Annotated in this window: 20 protein-coding genes; 13 read left to right on the top strand and 7 right to left on the bottom strand. The window is 45.1% G+C overall.

The genetic code is table 11. The features are described 5' to 3' along the window. Positions 1-436 precede the first annotated feature (436 nt). From NIT79A3_RS04875 to NIT79A3_RS04865, 3 genes are all read left to right on the top strand, one after another. A complete protein-coding gene (locus NIT79A3_RS04875; protein ID WP_013965140.1) occupies positions 437-802 on the top strand; it encodes a hypothetical protein in 366 nt (121 codons plus the stop codon). Between the two features lie 125 nt (positions 803-927). After that, the gene (locus NIT79A3_RS04870; RefSeq protein ID WP_198009389.1) at positions 928-2166 is read left to right on the top strand and encodes an SEC-C metal-binding domain-containing protein; all 1239 of its coding nucleotides are present in this window, start codon (positions 928-930) and stop codon (positions 2164-2166) included. Between the two features lie 273 nt (positions 2167-2439). Then, positions 2440-2667, top strand: a complete 228-nt coding sequence (locus NIT79A3_RS04865) for a hypothetical protein (RefSeq protein WP_013965138.1) — start codon at positions 2440-2442, stop codon at positions 2665-2667. A gap of 80 nt (positions 2668-2747) precedes the next feature. Here NIT79A3_RS04865 and NIT79A3_RS04860 read toward each other — a convergent pair whose 3' ends face one another. Both NIT79A3_RS04860 and smbP read right to left on the bottom strand, forming a co-directional pair. After that, positions 2748-3242 (bottom strand): hypothetical protein, encoded by a 495-nt coding sequence (locus NIT79A3_RS04860; protein WP_013965137.1) that lies wholly within the window; start codon positions 3240-3242, stop codon positions 2748-2750. Positions 3243-3652: 410 nt separating this feature from the next. After that, positions 3653-3988 (bottom strand): small metal-binding protein SmbP, encoded by a 336-nt coding sequence (smbP, locus tag NIT79A3_RS04855; protein WP_013965136.1) that lies wholly within the window; start codon positions 3986-3988, stop codon positions 3653-3655. A gap of 342 nt (positions 3989-4330) precedes the next feature. Here smbP and NIT79A3_RS17705 point away from each other — a divergent pair, with 342 nt between their 5' ends. From NIT79A3_RS17705 to NIT79A3_RS04835, 3 genes are all read left to right on the top strand, one after another. After that, complete coding sequence (locus NIT79A3_RS17705) at positions 4331-4894, top strand: BRO family protein (protein WP_049785335.1); 564 nt, start codon at positions 4331-4333, stop codon at positions 4892-4894. 423 nt (positions 4895-5317) lie between these two features. After that, entirely contained in the window at positions 5318-5665 is a 348-nt protein-coding gene (locus tag NIT79A3_RS04845; RefSeq protein WP_013965133.1) for a hypothetical protein, read from the top strand. A gap of 425 nt (positions 5666-6090) precedes the next feature. Next, positions 6091-6987 (top strand): hypothetical protein, encoded by an 897-nt coding sequence (locus NIT79A3_RS04835; protein WP_013965131.1) that lies wholly within the window; start codon positions 6091-6093, stop codon positions 6985-6987. A 70-nt stretch (positions 6988-7057) separates the two neighbouring features. Here NIT79A3_RS04835 and NIT79A3_RS04830 read toward each other — a convergent pair whose 3' ends face one another. After that, positions 7058-8350: a DUF2130 domain-containing protein gene (locus NIT79A3_RS04830; RefSeq protein WP_013965130.1), complete on the bottom strand. Its 1293-nt coding sequence runs from the start codon at positions 8348-8350 to the stop codon at positions 7058-7060. A gap of 349 nt (positions 8351-8699) precedes the next feature. Here NIT79A3_RS04830 and NIT79A3_RS04825 point away from each other — a divergent pair, with 349 nt between their 5' ends. The 3 genes from NIT79A3_RS04825 to NIT79A3_RS04815 all read left to right on the top strand — a co-directional run bounded on the left by NIT79A3_RS04825 (position 8700) and on the right by NIT79A3_RS04815 (position 10368). Continuing rightward, positions 8700-9662 (top strand): methyltransferase domain-containing protein, encoded by a 963-nt coding sequence (locus NIT79A3_RS04825; protein WP_013965129.1) that lies wholly within the window; start codon positions 8700-8702, stop codon positions 9660-9662. A 63-nt stretch (positions 9663-9725) separates the two neighbouring features. Beyond that, positions 9726-9950, top strand: a complete 225-nt coding sequence (locus tag NIT79A3_RS04820) for a hypothetical protein (protein WP_041360148.1) — start codon at positions 9726-9728, stop codon at positions 9948-9950. Further along, a complete protein-coding gene (locus NIT79A3_RS04815; protein ID WP_013965127.1) occupies positions 9940-10368 on the top strand; it encodes a PIN domain-containing protein in 429 nt (142 codons plus the stop codon). Before NIT79A3_RS04820 ends, NIT79A3_RS04815 begins: the two co-directional genes overlap by 11 nt. A gap of 232 nt (positions 10369-10600) precedes the next feature. Here NIT79A3_RS04815 and NIT79A3_RS19310 read toward each other — a convergent pair whose 3' ends face one another. Continuing rightward, the gene (locus tag NIT79A3_RS19310; RefSeq protein ID WP_013965126.1) at positions 10601-11248 is read right to left on the bottom strand and encodes a DUF4082 domain-containing protein; all 648 of its coding nucleotides are present in this window, start codon (positions 11246-11248) and stop codon (positions 10601-10603) included. A 637-nt stretch (positions 11249-11885) separates the two neighbouring features. Between NIT79A3_RS19310 and NIT79A3_RS04805 the strand changes: the two genes are divergently transcribed. From NIT79A3_RS04805 to NIT79A3_RS04795, 3 genes are all read left to right on the top strand, one after another. Beyond that, complete coding sequence (locus NIT79A3_RS04805; RefSeq protein WP_013965125.1) at positions 11886-13145, top strand: OFA family MFS transporter; 1260 nt, start codon at positions 11886-11888, stop codon at positions 13143-13145. Positions 13146-13297: 152 nt separating this feature from the next. After that, positions 13298-15511 carry an endonuclease/exonuclease/phosphatase family protein gene (locus NIT79A3_RS04800; protein ID WP_013965124.1) on the top strand — a complete coding sequence of 738 codons (2214 nt, stop codon included), beginning with the start codon at positions 13298-13300 and terminating at the stop codon, positions 15509-15511. 287 nt (positions 15512-15798) lie between these two features. After that, positions 15799-16500, top strand: coding sequence for a hypothetical protein (locus NIT79A3_RS04795; protein ID WP_013965123.1), 702 nt, complete (start codon positions 15799-15801; stop codon positions 16498-16500). A 239-nt stretch (positions 16501-16739) separates the two neighbouring features. On the opposite strand, the gene NIT79A3_RS04790 is transcribed toward NIT79A3_RS04795, so the two are convergent. Then, positions 16740-17189, bottom strand: a complete 450-nt coding sequence (locus NIT79A3_RS04790) for a hypothetical protein (RefSeq protein ID WP_013965122.1) — start codon at positions 17187-17189, stop codon at positions 16740-16742. Between the two features lie 295 nt (positions 17190-17484). Between NIT79A3_RS04790 and NIT79A3_RS04785 the strand changes: the two genes are divergently transcribed. Beyond that, on the top strand, positions 17485-19089 hold the full coding sequence (locus tag NIT79A3_RS04785) for an ABC-F family ATPase (RefSeq protein WP_013965121.1): 1605 nt from the start codon (positions 17485-17487) through the stop codon (positions 19087-19089). 142 nt (positions 19090-19231) lie between these two features. Here NIT79A3_RS04785 and NIT79A3_RS04780 read toward each other — a convergent pair whose 3' ends face one another. Together NIT79A3_RS04780 and NIT79A3_RS04775 are read right to left on the bottom strand one after the other, a co-directional pair. Then, on the bottom strand, positions 19232-20047 hold the full coding sequence (locus tag NIT79A3_RS04780) for a hypothetical protein (RefSeq protein ID WP_013965119.1): 816 nt from the start codon (positions 20045-20047) through the stop codon (positions 19232-19234). Between the two features lie 211 nt (positions 20048-20258). Then, on the bottom strand, positions 20259-20696 hold the full coding sequence (locus NIT79A3_RS04775) for a GNAT family N-acetyltransferase (RefSeq protein ID WP_013965118.1): 438 nt from the start codon (positions 20694-20696) through the stop codon (positions 20259-20261). Positions 20697-20789: the final 93 nt, after the last annotated feature.

Genomic DNA, 20789 nt, shown 5'->3' with positions numbered 1-20789 from the left:
AACCCTACTTTTGAAATTCTAGACCTTATTGATTAATAATAATATAAGTAAATTGCTTATTTTTTGGCATGAGTATGGAAGCGATAGAACGTATATTAGATTGAGATTTGTTTTGGCGGAATGTTAATCTATACCATCCATGAGCCTTAGCTGGCTTATGGAGCATTATGAAGAATTGCACACTGTTAATTGTTTTGTGAATCAGTTGAGATTACACGCGTTTTTATTGCTGATTAACTTGGTAGATTGAACAGATATTCCTGCTAGAGTAAGAATTTGACGGTATCTTTGACGGTACTTTACAAAAACACAAATTCATAACATGCATGAATATTGGATTTCGGGATGTTATGCGATTCCGGCCCCGCCCAATCAATAAGTTAGCCTCAATACCTCGAAGAAATATTTTTACTTTATTTTTATTTGCGGGGCACTAATGGGACACTTAACCCAAACAAAGCACAACTCTCCCCACCCAGAAAAAACAATAACTTGCTTCGCTTTTATACATAATGGCGATGCGAGCGCTTTACTGGGTGATGAATGGAAAGGATATCGTTTTAAAGGTAATTTGTTTTATGTTCCTGAGTGGAAAAACGGTTTTCCACCGCATGAAATCAGAGCGTTATTCTGGAAATGTCAAAAGGTTTGGAGCTTAGAGCATGAAATTGAGTTGCTGAAGCGAGAATTAAAAAGACTTAATGAAGAGTTTGATAGTCTTGAAGTTAAAGCCGCTTTTTATAGGCGCCAGTTAGTACTTGAGAGCCGGGTTAGTATGATTCTGCAGAGAAGTTTTATTTAATTTCTATTTAAATTTTTTCTTTTTATATCAAATAGCTAGCATTCCCTGCTAAAATCTATTTTCTGAAATAGAAACTGAAAAACCTTATGCGCAGACTACTAGCAACTGATTTGGGAATCTGGCCGATGGCCGCAGATCAACATTTGCCATCCGACATGATGATTTCCACACCCGATTATTGGGCGCGACTTGCGGAATACTTATTATTGTACGACCAAATAATTATTCCGACAGGAAATATGCAAATACTAGCTGTACTTAGAATAATGCTAGGTGATAACATCTTTGACGAGTTGATTCGCAACAAAATAATTGTATTAGCCCGTTACGATATGTGGTTCGGGTATCTAGGAGCCGGTGGAATTGGGTTTTACCAGGTTTTTGACAACCCTGAGATGCAAAAGAATTCTTTCCCAAACATGGCTACAAATCACTTCGAGCATCTAGATCAAGCAATAGAAAATGCTCTAATTGCAACAAACCCACCCTCAACAACAAAACGAAAAACGGTAATCAAGAATTTACTTCTAGATAACACGATAGTCTTGCCCATGGAAACGATCTTCAAAGGTGTTAAGGAAGAAGCCTTTAGCGATATTAGAAATAGTTCATATCTACAAAATATTCTTTCACTTAAAAATGCCGACTGCTTAATAGGTAATATTGGAAAAAGCAATCCAAATTCTTTCACTATCTTCAACCCACACGTTACGCCCAAGAAGGTCATACCTGAAATTGAAGCCCTTAACCGTGTGGTATTTGAGAATTTGCTATTAAGTATTGGGGGGCACACTCAAGCAACGGCGCTTACTGGTGACAATTCCACACTAAGTGTTTTGAATGCGAAAGGACAGAGAATTGGGTTTTCACCACAAGGAAGAAAAGCGTTTGCTGATCTTCAGAAGATAAATGGTGTCCCTGATATCGGCTTGGCTTTCTCATCAAAGCAGTTATCTGCAGCGCAGATTTTTGATCTACGAAGCTCAGAACATGCGGCAGACCTACGAATCTGGCTCGATAAAGGTTCTCCAACCGAAGAAGCGACTGAAACCATTGCGCGCTATATCGAAACCATAAAAAATCCGAGTCTGGTCGAAAGATGGCCTGTCAAAATTCTCCGTTTTGCTATTACAGCAACTTGGAGCACTTTAGAACCTGTTACTGGCATTGCAGCAACAGCAATCGACAATTTTTACTTAAAAAAATTGTATTCGCACAAATCACCAGATCTTTTTATGCGACAAGCAAAGATCGTATTAACCAACACTCCAGTCATTCACCCACCAATCAGGAAAGGCCGAGACCGGAACGCAGTTTGCTCTTGCGGAAGCGGGAAAAAATACAAGACATGCTGCGGGATATAATCGCTTGTAGATTATTTAGGCGCATACACTCCGCACAGATTATGCTTCACAAAATCAAAATCTGTTTAGCATTGAGGTGAATTCAGGATAAAGATAAGCCGCGTTAGGGATCGGGCAGCATACCCCCTTTCGAATTCGGGGCCATACCCTTCGCGCCGTTCGGCGGCGCGACCCTTGAGCGTTCGGTAGGATTAAGAGAAAGGCCTATATGTATTAACATTACTGAATTATGTTGTTACAATATTCGTTATTGTTAATACTTAAGGGAATATCTTGATTACATTAAAACAAGCGAAAAGAGATTTTGAATTAGGTTATTTGAACAAATACCGGATAGAAAGATCACCATTAAAAGATGGATGGGTACTAATACTTGGTGAACGAAAGGCAGCGGGCGCACTTGTTGACGCAAGAAACAAAGAACCGAAAGTGTATAAATCATTGGATAGCGTGATTTCAGCTTTAGAGGATATAGGCTTTGCAGTTAACGTTCTGGCGTAGTCTGAATGTCAGGAAGTTTTTGGAGTCATACCCTTCGCGCCGGTCGGCGGCGCGGCCCTGGTAAGTGAGAAGGTTTTAAGTTAATGCAGTAATTGGCTCGTTGCTCGCTGTTGCTGCGGAAACAGATGGGTTATCTCTTCCTTGTGTATTTGAAAACTGTGCATGAAAGGGATAATTTTAAATTGAATGAATTGACCCAAGTCATTCTCCTTAGAGAAATTGGCAGCAAAGCGCATGAAAAAATCAAGAACTTTATCCTCCTCTACCTGATGATATGGTTGCAAGGTATGGCTACACAATAAATGACTTGTAGAGCACAAGAAAGGCGTTAAACGTTGAAACTGTTCAAAATCTTCGGATTCATAATAACAACACGTCAAAAGATTGGCGAAATTGTTCTCAAGAGCAGCTAAGCGCAAGTTATGGAAAAAAGCAACGGTATGGAATTGAAAAGAATTCTCAGGAATCTGCATAGCAGTTTCATAATCAATCTCTGGAATATGCAAATCAGCAATACATTGCAAATGATTAAACAATGAATAGCACATTCCACCTACTTGTTTATCTGATTTCATTGGATTCACCTCTAATTATAGAGACAACTTAATTAAAAGTTTGTTCTGCCTTTCAAATAACAAAGCAAGATGCAATAAGTATAAATCCATGAAATTATAGCGAATGCTTTAAAAAAGCAGATTATAGGGTCTATTTGTAATAAATTTGTCTAAAACTCTTTAGCAGGCCGTTGAAAAACTATCTGCGTTGCCGCTGCGGTGTTAAAAACAGACTCAAAATGCTCATTTATTAAGCATAAATTGCGCTTTTTCGCCTGTTTTTGCCTTGCATCGGCTGCCTCGAAAACGTTTTTCAACGGCCTGTTAGGTACAACCAATCCATAACTTATTGCAGCGTTGCAGGAACTGAAAGCACTATTAAAAACGGCGAATCCTTTTAAACCACTTTATAGTATAAAAGCTAACAAAAATTAATTTGTAACCTCAGTAAAATGTTTTAAAGCATCATTCGCGGCTTTCCTGGCAGCTTCAGCATTACCATCCATACCTTCTCTAATAGCGCCATCTAAGCATTTAATGCCATCATCCATCTTTTTATTATCGTATTTGTTATGTTTATCAGCTTTCGCAGCGTTCGCATGGTTTTTCGCCATCTCTGCATGTTTGGCGACATCCATGCCATCTACCGCGGTAACGGCCCTTTTTGTATGCTGAATTGCATCAATTAATCGATTATCTCCTGCCACAGCACTTAAAGAAAAAACAACCATAACTAATATACTTGCAAATAAAGTAATATTTTTCATATTGATTAACTCCACAAAAATCAATCGAAGGAATGATCACAGAAGATTTCTATTTTTCCAAGTCATTTAATACTAGCATATCTGGGAAAATGGAGATTAATCCGTACGATACCGAACGTAGTGAGAGTATGAGCAGCACTTCATGCGATGCTTTGGATATGGGTTTGTTTAACAAGCCGTTGAAAAACTAGCTGGACTTACTCCAGGATAATCATGCTAGCTTTTTCCGCATAAAACTAAACTGTTCTGCAATCCCGACAGAATCATAATTTTTTTCGCTAGAAAATCCTGAATTGTTGATAGTTTGACAAACAAAATAATTTAGGCGCAGAATTCGGGCAGATGCTGAGCACACCACAGCAAGCGAACAACCTCGCGCTCGATAATCGTGGTTTTTTTCATCCAACGTTTGTTTATTGCCGGGTAGCAAGCAACAATACAATACCGGTGCGAACCGGGAAAGTTACAAGCCGTTTTGCTGCGGTGTTCAAGTATCCGACCGCTTCTCTGAACAGGAATCGAAATTTGAACATAGCAGCAAGGAAGCCAGTCATGGCCAGTCAATCGGATGGTGTAATCACACCTATCGTATTCAGTTTTAATTCCCTATCAATTCGCGCCGAAACTGATGAGCATGGAAATACTCGATTTATTGCCAGTAATGTATGCAAGACTCCTGGATATATAAATTGCCGTCAATCGATCAATGCTTATCGCCGTGAGGATGGCGTATCGAAACGATATACCATCGACAGAATTGGACGTAGACAAGAAACAATAGCCATCAACGAAGTCAACCTATACCGCCTGATCATCCAGTTCAAGAAACCGGAAGAAGAAAAATTTGAACGGCTGGCGATGGAAGAAATCCCCCCGGAATTCGCAAAACAAGAAGCCATCATGTAAACCCATACCGGAATAAATATTGCGCACATCAAATGAGTAACTGTCCGGACTCTTCCCGAGCAGCTTAATTGAAAGAATTACAGGAGGTAGTGAAATGATTAATAGAATATTTTATGGTTTAGCAGTCTTGTTAATGATTCTTGTAATTGCATGGGGTGGATCGTGGTTATATCAAGCTATATTGAAACAATTCACTGAAATTATTTCATGATGAAACAATGCGATAATTATGAGTTTGGGAGTCTGGATAAGTGTTTAACAGGCCGTTGAAAAACGTTATCGAGGCAGCCGACGCAAGGCAAAACAGGTGAAAAAGCGCAGTTTATGCTTAATAAATGAGTATTTTGAGCCTGTTTTTAACACCGCAGCGGCATCTCATATAGTTTTTCAACGGCCTGTTAAAAGCTCTAAGGAAGTATAAAAATGGCTGAATGGAAAGAATGGAACGGATCCAGAGAACAGCTGGATGAAATGCGCACTGCTAAGGAAGGTTTTATCTTGCGCGGTATTGAACACGCCTATGAAGAAGAAATTACATTTCATAATATAAGCGGTCTTTCTTGTGTGGATATGTCGAATGTAACGCATTACCTAATCTGTCAGCCTGTTCCTCAATTCGAAATGAGAGTACGGCAGGCGCAGACAGGTCAGCCGGTTTGGTGGAGAGCAAAAGATAATCACGGTGAGTCTGATTGTGATTGCGCAAATATACCTTGGGATCATTTAGGTTATGATTTCTCTTTCATTCCATTCAATGAGGTCAAATCATGAGCGAGAAGATAAAAGTTTTTTTGTATACACTCCTTTTAATTGCGATATTAATAACATCGTTTATTTATTCTAATAACGAAAAAGAGTCTTGTGAATCCATCGGTGGCAATTACGCTAGGCAGTCCATGACTTGGTCGTATGAATGCATAATACCCAATCCCGCTCAGATAACACCATGAGCGGCTGGTAAGAATTGCCGAAGGAATCGGAATAATAAATTACTTGACAATGAGTATTTTTAGTCTGTTTTTAACACCGCAGCGGCAACGCAGATAGTTTATTTGTTCTCTACACGGCATTACCAATTCCCATGCAGTCTCGCCGTTAGAAGCGTAGAATAAAATGCGCAGTGATTGAGCTTTGCAAGAGATGTTATCCATTACAAACAACTTGTATAAAAAATTGTTTTCTTAACGGAGAAAATCATGCCCCATGTCAGCGTACATTACAAAGTTATTATTCCCGCAGGCCATCATCGTCAACCGCGCAATGCCAATGGAGAGCTCGAGCCTTATCCATCCAGTGAAGTTGATGTCGATGAACCGGGAAATATTTCGCCACTATACGTCCCTGAAATTCAATACACCTACAATGGCGCCACCGGTATGGCGCACATGTTATTCTGGAGCGTAACTGATGGAACGCAAGGGCAAACCTATCCGGCAGGAACATTAACTCAATCAGTCGGCAGCAGTCCGTTAACGATTACCGCGTGGTACTACCCCACAGGCGGGGATGGACCCGGACGCACCGTCATTATTGATGATGCATTTTCCGCCATCAAAGGGGATTTCATCGATGATACTTTTGTCACGGTAACCAGTGATCCGAGTCTCACCAGTCAGGCCAATGTTGTCGGCGTCGTGCCAACTGCCAAGGCACAAACCCTGCAAGCCTCAGCATCGGTTAATTCCACCCCCGAGCCATTTTCCAAATGGATATCCTATGGTGCCGGAACAGCAAACAACAATGTAATCGATGTGCCAGCCGGTGCAACCGGAATAGCCATTGCGGTTTATGAAAAATCCGATATCAATATTCCCAAAATAGATCCGGATGCTTTCGGCGCTATTTATGGAACCATTATCGGCGGTGTGGCGGTTGATGGCGGCGGAGCGATTATTATCAACGGCAAACCTCATCCCATTGATCCATGGGGTCCGCTGATGATCAATCTTGTTAACGCATCGCTGGCATCAGCAGCATCCAAGCATTTGGGCCGATCAACACAAGCGGAGATGCAAAAGATTGCCGCTCAATCCGTACTTGAAGCAATCAAAGTAGCAGTACCCAAGATCGAAAAGAAGATGATTAAAAAATAATAGTCCGTTATAAAACAATTGGTTCTCCTTTCCGGGAGAACCAATTGTTCCAAAACAAACCACCCGCTACTTATTCGCCCATTTTCTCGGGCCCCATATCTTCTAAGGCAGAAAACTCAAGCCCTTTAATTTCCTGCAAAGACTTCCCCGCAATTCCCTGCAGATCCCCATACATACCGACGGTAGCCCCCATCACGCGCTCAATCTGCTCTTCGCGCTTAGCCCATTGCTTCATAATGGCTTTACGCTCTTTGTCCAGGTCTTCCTGCATGGTGGAGAACGCTTCAACGATGGCTTCCACGCGCTGACGGAAACGCGGGCCGGTGAGATATTGGTAGACCATTTCGGTTTTGGTTTGCTGGCCTTCTGAGGATTGGCGTGCCAGAGCGATTTCCAGCAAGGATTGGCGCAGAATCATGGCCACCGGCAAAGCGGCGCGCGGGTGGGTAACCCAGACACCTTCAACCATTTCAAAGGTTTCCACACCTTTCGGCAATATCTGGCTCACGATCACGGCAATTTCCGCCTTGGCGGTGCGTTGATCATCGCGCAGTTTTACCAGCCAGGCATCGCTCCAATTCTTGGTGCGTTTGAATTCCCACAAAATGGTGCCTCCGGCCTGACCGCCCGTGCTAACAACCCGGTGCAGCACATCCCCGCCAAATTCACCCTTAGGGACTGGCTCAATCGCATCGAAAGGAAATTTCATGCGCAGCAGGTTTTCCAGTTCGAGTTCCTGCACTTCCCCTTGCAGTTGCTGCGAGCCCTGCTCGGCTCTGCGTTTGAGGTCTTCGATCTGTTTCTGCATCGCGGCGATGGTCTGTTCCTTTTCCATCACCTTGAGTTTCTGTTCATCCTCGGCTTCTTTTTTGGCGAGTGTACGCACCTCGGTCAATCCGTCCTGCACCCGCTTTTCTACGGTGAGTTCCAGTTCACGCTTGGCATCGTCGAGTTCGCGCTGTTTTTTGATGAGTTCGGCTTGTGCTTTTTGCGCTTCTGCCAATTTCTCGTCGCGGGATTTGAGCACTTCTTGCAATTCCGCCAGTTCACGCGCTTTGTTTTCCAGCTCGGCTGCACTGGCCAGTTTGGCTTTCTTGGATTCTTCCGCAATCACGCGGGCACGCTCTGCTTTCAACTGATCCGCCACTTGACTGGCCACCTGATCGTCAAGCTTGCGTTTATCTTCCGTCAATTGCTTTTCTTTTTCACGCATGGCCTGCTCGCGCTGAATGATTTCAGTGTCTTTTTGCGCCAGCCTTTGCTCAAATTGCCTGCGCGTCGATTCAATCAGCGGCGCCGCCAATGATTCAGTGAGTTTGATTTCCGTTTTACAGTTCGGGCAGACAATCGTTGGTTCTGTCATAACAATATTTATCCTGTTTATACCGGCGATAAGATAACGAAAAAATGGATTTTATGCTTTGAAATATTACGCTGTATTTCTGATGAGCGCTTATCGGTTATTGAAGTAATCTTGGCTTGCTATTGGTGCATTGCTGGAAGTCCCGATTTTTGCATGCCGAGCTGCAGGCACGAACCCAATTTTTTTCGGCAATATTTGCCGCCCTTGCCGTCTATTCGCCAGAAAAAACCAAGTATAAATGCGCCCGCACTGCCAGCGTATGCCATTCCGCAGACTGGCATGATCATTGCTAACAACAGTTACAGCAACCCATTAGTCAATCCGTAGCGCTATACATTCAGGAATCCCTATGAAAAATAAATTCGAGAGCTTGGAACTCGGCCAATTCATTCCCCTGCATTACCATCACAATATGTTGAATGACACAATCCGGATGAAAGGTTTTAGAGAAGCGATTAATCTGGTGGTCAAACCCGGCGCTAAGGTTCTGGAACTGGGTGGCGGCACCGGCGTGCAATCCTTTTTTGCCGCGCAAAAAGCGCAGAAGGTTTATTGTGTGGAACGCAACCCGGAACTGGTGGGTGCGGCGCGCAGCTTTCTTGCTAAAAACATCAATGGCGGCAAAGTCGAAGTTATCCAGGCTGATGCGCTGCATTACTTGCCGCCGGAACCAGTCGATGTGGTGATCTGTGAAATGCTGCACACCGGCTTGTTACGCGAAAAGCAAATGCCTGTTATCGATTCCTTTAAAAAACGTTACTGGGAAAAGTTTGGCAGCCCCCTGCCTGTCTTTGTGCCAGAAGCCAGCATTCAAGCCATTCAGCCGATAGAACAAAACTTTCATTTTGAAGGTTTCTACGCACCCACGATTTTATTTCAAGATCCCCGCGCAATTCAGGAAAGAAGCAAAAGCCTCGGGAATCCTGACGTATTTCAAGTGTTGTCTTATGCTGAACCATTTAGCCAAACCTGCCACTGGGACGGAGAAATCATCATCGCCGAGGACGGCCAACTCAATGCATTACGGCTCATCACCAAAAATATACTTGCCATTAATATGCTGACACACAGCACCGTCGATTGGCATACCCAATACATCATCATTCCACTCTCCACGCCAATTGCGGTTTCCAAAGGCGACCATATTTCAATACGTTTCAGCTACCAAGGCGGCGCTCCCCTTAACGCACTGTCAGATTCGCTGGAAGTTCGCCTTGTAAGCAAGCGGGTTCCGGTCTTGGAATTAGCACTTGAAGCGTTAAATTACCCATCGAAATTTCGGTCAAATACCTCTCAAATGCACCATCACTGATCCATGCATCATAAATAGTGTACACTATTGCCGTGTACACTATTTCAGGAAAGAATGCTACAGATGAAAAATATCACCCTAAGCGCGGATGACAAATTGATTGAAGCGGCTCGTGAACGGGCGCGCGCCGAGCAGACCACACTCAACGAACAATTCCGCCGCTGGCTGGCGGATTATGTGCGGCAAGAGCAACAAACCGGATCCGCCATGGCATTGATCGAGGAATTGCGTGGACAAGTACGTACGGGCGGCCGCAAATTCACGCGAGACGAAATGAATGAGCGGTGAATTTATTGATACCAACGTCTTCATCTACCTCTTCGACGAAACCGATGAACACAAACGCAATATTGCAGAACAGCTGATTCGAAGCGCGCTGGAAACCCGTAGCGCCTGTATCAGCCATCAAGTTGTTCAGGAGACACTCAACGTTGTAACGCGCAAACTGCCATTCCCCATGAGCGCAGAAAATGCCCAGCGTTTTCTGGAACAGATTCTGGCGCCCTTATGGCGCGTCATGCCCAGCCTGGCACTTTACCGGCGCGGTCTTGATCTTCAATCGCGCTACGGTTTCAGTTTTTACGATGCTTTGATTGTAGCTGCGGCCCTCGAATCCGGTTGCACGCGTTTATACACGGAAGACTTGCAGCACGGCCAGCAGATAGATGGATTGGTGATTGAAAATCCGTTTTTGACTGAGGATTGAATGGGATTGCGCAGAACCAGTGAAATCAATCGAATCTGAACCTATCGATTTCAAGAAATTGCTGTGAAACGAGTGAAGAAAAAGATGAGAATATTAAATGCGGCCCTTAATCGTGGTTGGATATTTTTTCAGGGACGACTCTTCATAGATTGAAAAACAGCAGGCAAGAAAAACCCGCCATATAGGCGGGTTTTTCATTCGACCGAATAAGTTTAATAAAAATAACTGATTTTTAAGCTTTCTTGTTACGCAATGTAAAGCCTATTAATCCCAATCCTACTAACAGCAGCGCATAAGTTTCCGGTTCTGGCACCGGCGACAACAGCATGTTAGGTGTCGCATAGATGTCATAACCAGCGAAAGCGGTTGGGAAGGCTAACGTTGGGCCATAGGAATAAAGACTGGCATTATCGCCGATTGAAATCAATGGATCGACCGTTAGCGTGATTGGCGGCACAGTACCGAAACGGTACCCGTCACCCGCCGTGGTATGGGCGGCCAATACATATTCAGTACCCGCCGTTAATGTGTAAGCGCTGCCAAGCGTGACGTAACGATACTCTCCGATCAGATCACCTGCCGTGCCATCGGGAACGGTCGCGGTGGCGAGCAGTGTACCGGACAGATCATACAGTCCTACATCGTGTGCATTGAAGAGTCCGTCCAGACCTTCATCGTGGTAGCCAAGTGCGGTCAGGTTGCTAGCTGCCTCAGCGGTGAATTTGAAACCCGCGGTCACCGGCCTATCGGAACCGAGAAAACCCGATCCTGTGACGGAATACGCCGGTGTATCAAGTGCAAGAGCATGAGAAGCGCCGCATAGCATCGCCAAAGCGAGCATCGCTCTCCCTTTCGAACCAGCAATAAAAGAATATCTCATGATAATTTCCTTTGTATTAATATTAAATGTTATTGATGGATATATTCAGTATTACGTTAAAACTCAATCAGCTACAAACCATAGTCGTAGTCAACAACTTTTATCTATTTATCTGTAATTTAATTGCCGTTCTACAGACAAAAAGCTTTCAGAGGGCAATATTTTGTACAAACTTGACCCTCTAAAAGTATAGGATCTGATCTCTGCGGTAAATCAACTAATTACCGATTCTCATTGGATCACAATAGCAACCCAGCTGGATATAGTTGGTCTGTCATTCTCAGCCAGTACATTTGTACTATAAAACTCCGGCAAATACTATTTTGCCAATCAACTTTACACACATCAGATCTCAGGTACAAAATTGTCGCCCCAATACAAGAAAGAACCCAATCAGGTGCCAGATTCATAACCAAGAATTCTTATTCTTATTCTTATGCAGAATAATCCCAATCGCCCTTGGGTGAGCCAGATAACTATCCCGTGGGCACAGTCATAGCCTATCCCGTTACAGTTATCGCAGCTATCATTCAGATTAAGACCCGGCAGAAGACAAGAAACGGTAAGATCATGAGAAGAGTCTCCACGGCAAGAGACAGTGCTGATTGAAATAACAAGGTGATGGAGAACAACTGAAATGGCTGTGCAGAATTTGAAACTATTCGGAATGGAAGCGGAACAAGGCAGATGGATACTTGTTGCGACTGGATTATTAATCAATGTTTGTCTTGGGTCCATTTATGCCTTCAGTGTTTTCAGAAAACCTTTGGAAGCATTGTGGGGCATATCTTCGAGCCAAAGCGGTTACCCCTTTATGGTATTCCTTGCAGTCTTCGCAATTGCGATGCCATTTGCAGGAAATCTAGTGGCGCGATGGGGTCCCAAAAAGACGGCTACGTTTGGGGGCTTATTGGTTGGGACAGGATGGATTGCTGCAAGTTTTTCTCCGGATATTACTGTCCTGACCATTTTGTACGGTGTAATAGCAGGATCCGGGGTCGGTATCGTTTACGGCTGCCCGATTGCAGTGGTCGCGAAATGGTTCCCGCAAAAAAGCGGCTTGGCGATTGGCTTCACGGTGATGGGTTTTGGCGTATCGGCATTGGTCATCGCGCCGCTTATGAAAACGATGATTGATCATCCGGATATTGGAATACTTTATACCTTTCTTTACTCAGGAATCGCTTTCCTGGTTGTGATCATACTTTTAGCTCAATTACTGAGTTTCCCGCCCACTGGGTGGGCACCTCCGGGAGTAAAAACAACTTCTGCTGTAACTGATTTAATGCCATCATTAAACCTCAGCAGGCAAGAAATGTTAAAGACCCGTAGTTTCTATGCGCTGTGGGCTACGTACACGATCGGATGTTTGGCTGGATTAATGGCAATCGGCATCGCATCTCCGGTCGGCACCGAAGTAGCTAAACTGGACGGGGCAACGGCAGCGCTTGCCGTTTCATTGTTTGCGGTATTTAACGGTTTGGGGCGCCCCCTATTTGGCGCCATTACCGATAAGCTAGGCCCGAGACATACCATCATCATCTCATTTGCCATGATTCTTGGCGTATCGTTACTGGTGACCTTTTTTGGACAAGGCCACGCAATGCTGTATTTATTTGCATTTTGCGTATTATGGCTATGCCTGGGCGGATGGCTGGCCATAGCCCCCACAACCACCGGAATATTTTTTGGAAAACTTCATTATGCGCAGAATTACGGACTGGTGTTTACCGCCTATGGTGCCGGTGCCATCCTAGGAACACTGCTATCCGGTAATATTAAGGATATCACCGGAAGTTATTTAGGTGCATTTCCAATTGTTGCAGGATTGGCGATTCTTGGAATGATTATTGCCGCGATTGGATTGAATCCTGTTAAATCCGAACAAACACTTTAGGAAAGCTCAGAGTAATTGTCTGCACAAGCGGAAAATCAGCGCAGTTTATATGGAATAAATGAGAATTTTGAGACTATTTTTAACACCGTAGCGGCATCACAGATAGTTTTTCAACATTCAGTCAATCACCCAACTGAGGGAGTGCTTCCATCATGAGAAATATCAGAATTTTAACCATGAACATCCAGGCTCAGGCTTGGCCTGCGGGTCCACATAGCGATGCCAAATGGCGCGCCGAAGCGGCGGTCAAAGCACTCGATCCCGGTAATTTTGCTTTTGATGAGCATCCCGATGTGGTGGTGTTCAACGAGGCGGATAACGAAGATGCAAAGGAGATTCTGGAGACAGGACTTAAGGATATGTATCCCCATTTCATCGTGTCGTTCAACGGCGGCAGCGGCGATTTGAACGACGGCGGGCTGGCGATATTCAGCAAATTCGAGTTTCGCGAATTGCCACCGTCGGACTATAACTTTTCAAATAACCGCAGCCGGTTTTATCCCTACATTAGTGCTGGCATTGCCGGAATGTTTTACCCGATGAGCGCGAGCGATGACGGCTTGGCGGAAAAAGGCGTCGCAATCGTACAGATTAGTACGGGATTGCACTTTGAAATCGTCACCATCGCCTTGACGCATTTACAGGCATTCTATGAAGAAGTCGGCGAACATCACACTATCCGCTTGCGGCAATTGAAAGTGATCGAAGCCGAACTCATCGACCTCATCGGCGCGCCGGAAGATAATGGCAATTGGGATAAAGTCATTGTGTTGGGCGACTTGAACATCCGCGGCGACACGCCGCCCTACTCCACAGAGGGTCATGGCGAATGGACCAACGTGTTTATCAACAACGGCGGCCCGTACAATAACGCCTCGCAAGGGATTGCCGTCAGACAAAATAAGCTGATTTTTACCGAACAACTGATCGACGGCTGGCGCACGTTTATGACGCCGCCCGGCGCCTTCATGGAAGCAGATCCGGGCCTGACCAATACTAATCTGAAAGAAGGCGAGCATTTGCCGGCGGGATTGAAAGAGCGGCTGGATTACATCTGCTTTCCAAAGCAACGCACCGATGCCATGGGCGAAACACCTCGCCATCTGGTTGCGCAGCACATGCGGATTTTGCCGTCCAATTTCTCCGCGCTGGATATGGCATTCGAAAGAATCCAAAGCGACCACAAAGGCATTTTGGCGCAGGTGCATTGGCAATTTAAGTACAACACCCCCAATCAAGCCAAACTGCAAGGCGACTTTGTACATTTCCAGGCACCGGATTCACTGGTCAAAGTCAATATCGCCAATGATCTAAAGATACCTTCCCCCGGCGTATTCCAGTGGATTTATATTCATGAACCGGGTACTTACACGTTCACTTATAGCCCCAATCTGGAAGCCGCTTTCTATTACGAAAACGCTATGTCCACAAAAATTGACCCGTTCAATCAAGTCAAATGGGGCGAACTGGGGCTCGACCTCGACTGGTTAAACAGTCTGCAACATGAATTCGGGCTGTCTGAGGTAGGCGATCAGGTCGACGTGCACCGGCCGATGTTCATCCGCTTGAAAGCCGCGGAGAGAGATGATCAATTCACCGGCAACATCGCTTTTTCTTTCATCAAGCACACCGGCGAAAACCGCTTCCTCGCCATCGGCTTATTGCCGAATGACATTCCCAAAGATCCGCGCTTGCCGGTGGGTCAGAAAAACGGCAAAAATGACGAATGCTGGTTCCGCGCGCCGCTGGCCGAGCAATTACTAAGCGGCAATCCTTACCCGGCGCAGTTTTACATCAAAAACGATTTTGAACGGAAAATCCGCCTCAGTCTGTTCGAAGGCATCGCCGCCCCGGCGCCTTTTGCGCAGGTAACCAATGAAGACCGGCTCACAGTAATCGACTATGATCGTGCCGCCGACATCCAGGATGTTTATATTTTGCTGGAACGCAGCCAGACAACGGACTATGAATTCCTGGCGGGCTATCGCTACAGTATTTCCTACCTGAATCACCTAGAAATCTACAGCATCGAAGACCAAAGCGGCCTGGGCGCGGACGAGATCCACCTCACCATGACCGCCGACGATATGGCGGCCAATTTTCTCGACTTCACCGACGAAGATTTCGACGACGATGAACGGCGGATGCTTAATTCTTATTACCCTAAAAATACCGCTTTTGACAACCGGCTCAACGTCACCGTATTCGAACTCGACAACGGCGATGATGATGACGACGGCCCCTTCACCGGCACGATTCCGGCGTTGAAGAAAAGCGAAAACAGCCGGGAATCGTCGATCATCATTGAAGCGGAAGGCGCAGAGTATCAGATTAGTTACAAACTGAGCCGGAATCCGAACCGGTGAAGGCACGATGCATTTATCTTTTTGACGGCTTGCCTTCAGCTTCGTAGGACGGATACCCGAAGGGTGATCCGTCAAATCAAAACCAGCGCCAACCTATCATCCAACGCCATCATCACTCTCATTCGGCGTGTTCATGCGGGGTGGAACTCTTTCATTCGGCGGAACGCTTTAAGCTTCCGCCTTACGCGGGTTGACATAAACTTGACACATATCAATGTACCTTTTTATTAGCAAGAGATAATGAAATGTATCATTAATATGTTTTAATATTAGGAGGTTGCATCATCATGAAATTCAGAACTTTTTCTTTCGGAATTATGTCGGCGTTTGTGGCTGTCATGGTATTTGGCACTTCCGTGTGGGCAGTTACTACCGTGCAAGTTGGGGCCAGCGGAAAAACATTTGCATCCACTATGGTGTCATGTGCCGCTAACCCAGCAGACTCGGGCGTGCAATCACCGGTAGTAGAAGCTGGCCTGTTTAACCCGACACGCAAGACGATCGCCACTGTGTCACTCAACGGCGTCCCTGTGGCAAACGTCACAAGCGCTAATCCAGTCGCCCATATCTGGCTCGCAGATGGCGACAACACGGTGGTTGTGGCGCTGAGTAAAAAGAAGGCGGATAACTATGCGTTTACCGTACAGCCTGGGATGTGCACCCTCCCAGACACATCTGGCAATACATTCAGCGCCGACGGCACATTAGAATACGCCGCCAGTGGAAAATCATATGCAACAGTGCAACCCGGCTGTGCATTGAATCCTGGTACTGGCCGTGCGCAACCGTACGTAAACCTGTTTGATAATGGTAGCTACATGCTCAATGTTTCCGTAAATGGCGTACCGCTAACACAACTAAGTGCAAGCCGCCCTCATACCCCCGTCTTTCTGAGCGCAGGCCAGAATGTTATCTCGGCCGCCAATGGCAGTTTATCCATTGACTATTACATTCGCGACGGGGGTGATGGCAGTTGCATACTACCTTAGTGGTGCAATATGTCTACAATGGGGAAGGAGGTTCGCTAACCATATATCAATCGAGTCTGACCCCATTGATACGATCCCTATACCAGCTGGGTGGCATCTTCGGTTGTCCTGGGTATTTCATAGCATCCTTAAAAACCTATCGTTAAGCCTAACACCTGAGTTCAGCCGATCAGATACCAGAGCGAAGCGATGGGTATCCGATCGGCTGAAACGACTGGTCATGTTCTATATGTCCACGACTAATTTTGAGTCTGATTAGCTATCCGTTTCAGAAACTCTCTGTAGATTTCCTGTGACTGATTGTGAGACAAACAAAATTTGGATTCTTGGTTGAGAGAAAATGAAAGATCGGGATCTGCGCTTTCTAAGCGCGCCCTCCAGCTTGTTATTGCACCTTCGTAAATACTATCTGCGGTACTGGCCAGATTTTCCGATCTCCAGTCGGCAGCAAGTAGTGCCCCCATTGTGGCTATGCGCCAACTGTTTGATTTTAAGGCAGCATCTTTTGCTTGAATGAGCTGGTTCTGAGCAGCGTAGAGTTGGCTCATGAAACTTAGGAATCCAGCACATCTTCCCAATACTTGTGCATCAGAGTACGCTTTATGTTGTTGAACAGCTTGTTCATTTTCGGCAGCAGAAGCAGACAAAGCGAAAAGAATAAGACCTGCGCTGAGTATCTTTCGAATCACTGATTAGACGCCCGGAATGACGTAATAGATTACCTCAAGCGTAATAGCTAATCCTGTAATGTGCATTCTATCTCCTTATTTTTTATGGAACAGTCACCGCTTTAAGTTTCATCGCAAAAAGGTATTTGACCCGCACCCAAAGATTCAATTCTTGCGAAGCATATCCCCCAATCACCGTTTCATGCAATTAATAATCGAATCTGTGAATTAACATTCACCGTAACACAGCAGAATCATTGAAAAACGTATAGAATATGCGCCCCTTTCTTGCAACAATAATCCGCAGGTATCCACTTTGATTACAACCGCCAATATCACCATGCAATTCGGCGCCAAGCCGCTTTTTGAAAATGTTTCCGTAAAATTTGGCGGGGGTAATCGCTATGGTTTGATTGGCGCGAATGGTTGCGGCAAGTCAACATTCATGAAGATTTTAGGCCGGGATCTTGAGCCCACTGCGGGCAATGTCATGGTTGACAGCGGTGAACGGGTGGGAAAGTTGCGTCAGGATCAATTCGCTTTTGAAGATTGTTTCGTCATTGATACGGTACTGATGGGGCACGCGGAGTTATGGCACGTCAAACAGGAGCGTGACACCATTTATGCCAATCCGGAAGCCACGGAAGAAGAATATATGCATGCCGCCGAACTGGAGTCTCAATTTGCCGAACTGAATGGGTATTCTGCGGAAGCGCGCGCCGGAGAGCTGCTGCTTGGGGTAGGCATTCCTTCTACCCAGCATCATGGATTGATGAGTGCGATTGCGCCAGGATTCAAGTTACGGGTGTTATTAGCACAAGCATTATTTTCCGATCCGGAAATCTTATTACTGGATGAACCGACCAACAACCTCGATATTAATACGATCCGCTGGCTGGAAGATATCATCAACGCCAGCAAGAATACCATTATCATCATCTCTCACGACCGGCATTTTTTGAACAGCGTGTGCACGCATATGGCTGATCTGGATTACGGCGAACTGCGGATCTATCCCGGCAACTATGATGACTATATGATCGCCTCGACCCAGGTTCGCGAGCGCATGCTGACCAATAATGCCAAGAAGAAAACGCAGATTGCCGATTTGCAATCTTTTGTCAGCCGTTTTTCTGCGAATGCGTCGAAAGCCAGACAGGCAACCAGCCGTGCGCGACAGATTGAGAAAATAAAACTGGAAGATGTCAAACCATCCAGCCGCCAATATCCTTATATCCAATTTGAAGTGGATGACCGGGATAAGCTGCATCGTCTGGCGGTTTCCATCAAAGAAATCAGCAAGCGTTTCCCTGGAATGGACAAGCCTTTATTTGACCATTTAAGCTTTGACATAGAAGCCGGCGAGAAAATCGCCATCATTGGCCCTAACGGAATCGGAAAAACCACGCTCCTGCGTTGCCTTACCGGTGAGCTAATACCGGAGTCCGGTACGATCAAATGGCCCGATAAGGCACGTCCCGGTTATTACCCGCAAGATCATGCGGCTGATTTTGAAGAAACCCTGTCATTGACCGAATGGATGGATCAGTGGCGGCAAGGCAATGATGACGATCAAACGATCCGCGGCACATTGGGCCGATTGTTGTTCTCCGGCGATGACGTCAAAAAATCCACTCGCGTAATTTCTGGCGGAGAACAAGGCCGCATGCTCTTTGGCAAATTGATTCTGCAGAAACCGAATGTATTGCTGATGGACGAACCGACCAATCATCTGGATATGGAATCCATCGAATCACTGAATAGTGCACTGGAGAAATATACCGGCACTTTGATTTTTATTTCCCATGACCGGGAATTTGTTTCTTCACTGGCCACACGAATTCTTGAAATGAAACCGGAGGGGATTAATGATTTCAAAGGGAATTATGAGGATTATCTTAGATCGCAAGGGATCGAATAGTATGAAACATATGAACAGGCTTGTTATGTTTCTTTTTGCATCTTATCCGTCAAAATTTAAAATATTGGATTTGAAAAAACTATAGGTTGAGTGATGTTGGGATTCCTATTGTCATCCCAACCTACCGTGTTGAAACAGAACATTAGAATGGTTTAATTTCTTGAAAGAGAGCTACGTCATCTTCGGGAACAGTACATATACCAAGAGTCTTGTACCCACTTTTCTGAAACGGCTTTGCCATTAAATTAAATTTAGTGCGCAGCCATGAATGCTTAACTTTTATAGATGGGTCTTTTTTATTTGAAAGACCTTTCACTACAGCTCTGAGTTTTTCTAAATAATACTGGACGTCAACCCAGTCTTCATTGAAATCGTCTGGATGGATATTGAAGTAATCTATATAGAACAATCCATCAAAATCCTCTGCAACCATTGAATTTATGGTGCGAGAAAGGCTCGGGGATGGCGACCTCTTTAGTCCTGCCTCATCCAAAATTTCACCATCTAGAATAACTCTTGGATAGTTTGCAAGTCGCTCCAATGCTACTGCTTCATTCAATGCCGGCCCGAAAACAAGTTTCTCATCATGATATAGTTGGCCAGCCGTGATAGCGCCTCTTAGCAGGATCCCTCGTTGTAATAGCGCTAATTGTAAATTATGAACATCCATGAGGATGCTCGTTACTCCAGTTCCATGCGGCTCGTTTCTGAGGTACGAAACAATCACGGAGTCCGAAAACTGGGTAACTCTTCGGGAAGTAGAGCGTAGTTTTCCTGATATCTCTACTGCGTCTCGATAATGGACATCCACTGAAATTTGATCCAAAGCTCCCTTTAACTTTGTAAAGGTCATCGCACTCTTGTTTTTGTTTCCGCCCTTTATGGTTTCATCTACATGAGACTGGAAACCCAGTATGTCCAAAAAAAGACAATATCTATCCTCGTACTCCTGATTCACAGCTTAACTCCTTGCGTGAGTTCACTGGCTCTACGTGCACACATCACTACAATTAGAAACGTCACGAAATAACGTGATTATCATATCTAAAACTGCAGAATTCATTCTATTTCCTTATTTTTATGCGATTACCACCGATTTAGGCTTCATCATAACAAACTTTGTCAAATCCACAACACAATGAGCAGCGAATACAGTCACCAGCAACCAATCATGTTATTTCCATCACCGTATGATGTCTCGCACGATCGATCTGACGGAATCCTAATTTTTGATAAAGCCGGTAAGCGCCCCGATTGGCATGCAGCACTCTCAGGCATAGGGGAAAATGGTGTGCGCGCGCTCTAACGATCAATCGCCCGATCACTTCCGTGCCGATGCCCTGATGTTGATAGCGAGGATCGATTTGAATCTCATCCAGCCACAAATGATCCGCGTGCTCATCGACAATGAACATGCCGACATTCTTCTCATCAAGCATAAGAATTTCAATAGGTTTCGATTCCCAGGCTTTCATGAACAAGTCCAATTCCTCGTCTTCATCCCAATATCCGAATTCTAGCGTAATCAAATCCCGATACACGGTATGGTGCAATTCAAGCAACCACTGATAATCGGAATTACGGGCAGGTCGTGTCTGGATATTCATACAATCAATAGTCTTGCAAATTTATGGAGCCACTGAATAACTGTCATTTCGAGCACAGCGAGAAATCTATGCTGTTGATCCCCAAAAGATTCC

The organism is Nitrosomonas sp. Is79A3 (genome assembly GCF_000219585.1).
Classification (GTDB): Bacteria; Pseudomonadota; Gammaproteobacteria; order Burkholderiales; family Nitrosomonadaceae; genus Nitrosomonas.
This window is presented reverse-complemented; position numbering and strand designations above follow the sequence as displayed.

Coding starts and splice junctions, on each gene's coding strand:
- NIT79A3_RS04875 (WP_013965140.1), top strand. CDS start 437: ATGGGACACTTAACCCAAACAAAGCACAACTCTCCCCACCCAGAAAAA.
- NIT79A3_RS04870 (WP_198009389.1), top strand. CDS start 928: ATGGCCGCAGATCAACATTTGCCATCCGACATGATGATTTCCACACCC.
- NIT79A3_RS04860 (WP_013965137.1), bottom strand. CDS start 3,242: ATGAAATCAGATAAACAAGTAGGTGGAATGTGCTATTCATTGTTTAAT.
- smbP (WP_013965136.1), bottom strand. CDS start 3,988: ATGAAAAATATTACTTTATTTGCAAGTATATTAGTTATGGTTGTTTTT.
- NIT79A3_RS17705 (WP_049785335.1), top strand. CDS start 4,331: ATGCTGAGCACACCACAGCAAGCGAACAACCTCGCGCTCGATAATCGT.
- NIT79A3_RS04845 (WP_013965133.1), top strand. CDS start 5,318: ATGGCTGAATGGAAAGAATGGAACGGATCCAGAGAACAGCTGGATGAA.
- NIT79A3_RS04835 (WP_013965131.1), top strand. CDS start 6,091: ATGCCCCATGTCAGCGTACATTACAAAGTTATTATTCCCGCAGGCCAT.
- NIT79A3_RS04830 (WP_013965130.1), bottom strand. CDS start 8,350: ATGACAGAACCAACGATTGTCTGCCCGAACTGTAAAACGGAAATCAAA.
- NIT79A3_RS04825 (WP_013965129.1), top strand. CDS start 8,700: ATGAAAAATAAATTCGAGAGCTTGGAACTCGGCCAATTCATTCCCCTG.
- NIT79A3_RS04820 (WP_041360148.1), top strand. CDS start 9,726: ATGAAAAATATCACCCTAAGCGCGGATGACAAATTGATTGAAGCGGCT.
- NIT79A3_RS04815 (WP_013965127.1), top strand. CDS start 9,940: ATGAGCGGTGAATTTATTGATACCAACGTCTTCATCTACCTCTTCGAC.
- NIT79A3_RS19310 (WP_013965126.1), bottom strand. CDS start 11,248: ATGAGATATTCTTTTATTGCTGGTTCGAAAGGGAGAGCGATGCTCGCT.
- NIT79A3_RS04805 (WP_013965125.1), top strand. CDS start 11,886: ATGGCTGTGCAGAATTTGAAACTATTCGGAATGGAAGCGGAACAAGGC.
- NIT79A3_RS04800 (WP_013965124.1), top strand. CDS start 13,298: ATGAGAAATATCAGAATTTTAACCATGAACATCCAGGCTCAGGCTTGG.
- NIT79A3_RS04795 (WP_013965123.1), top strand. CDS start 15,799: ATGAAATTCAGAACTTTTTCTTTCGGAATTATGTCGGCGTTTGTGGCT.
- NIT79A3_RS04775 (WP_013965118.1), bottom strand. CDS start 20,696: ATGAATATCCAGACACGACCTGCCCGTAATTCCGATTATCAGTGGTTG.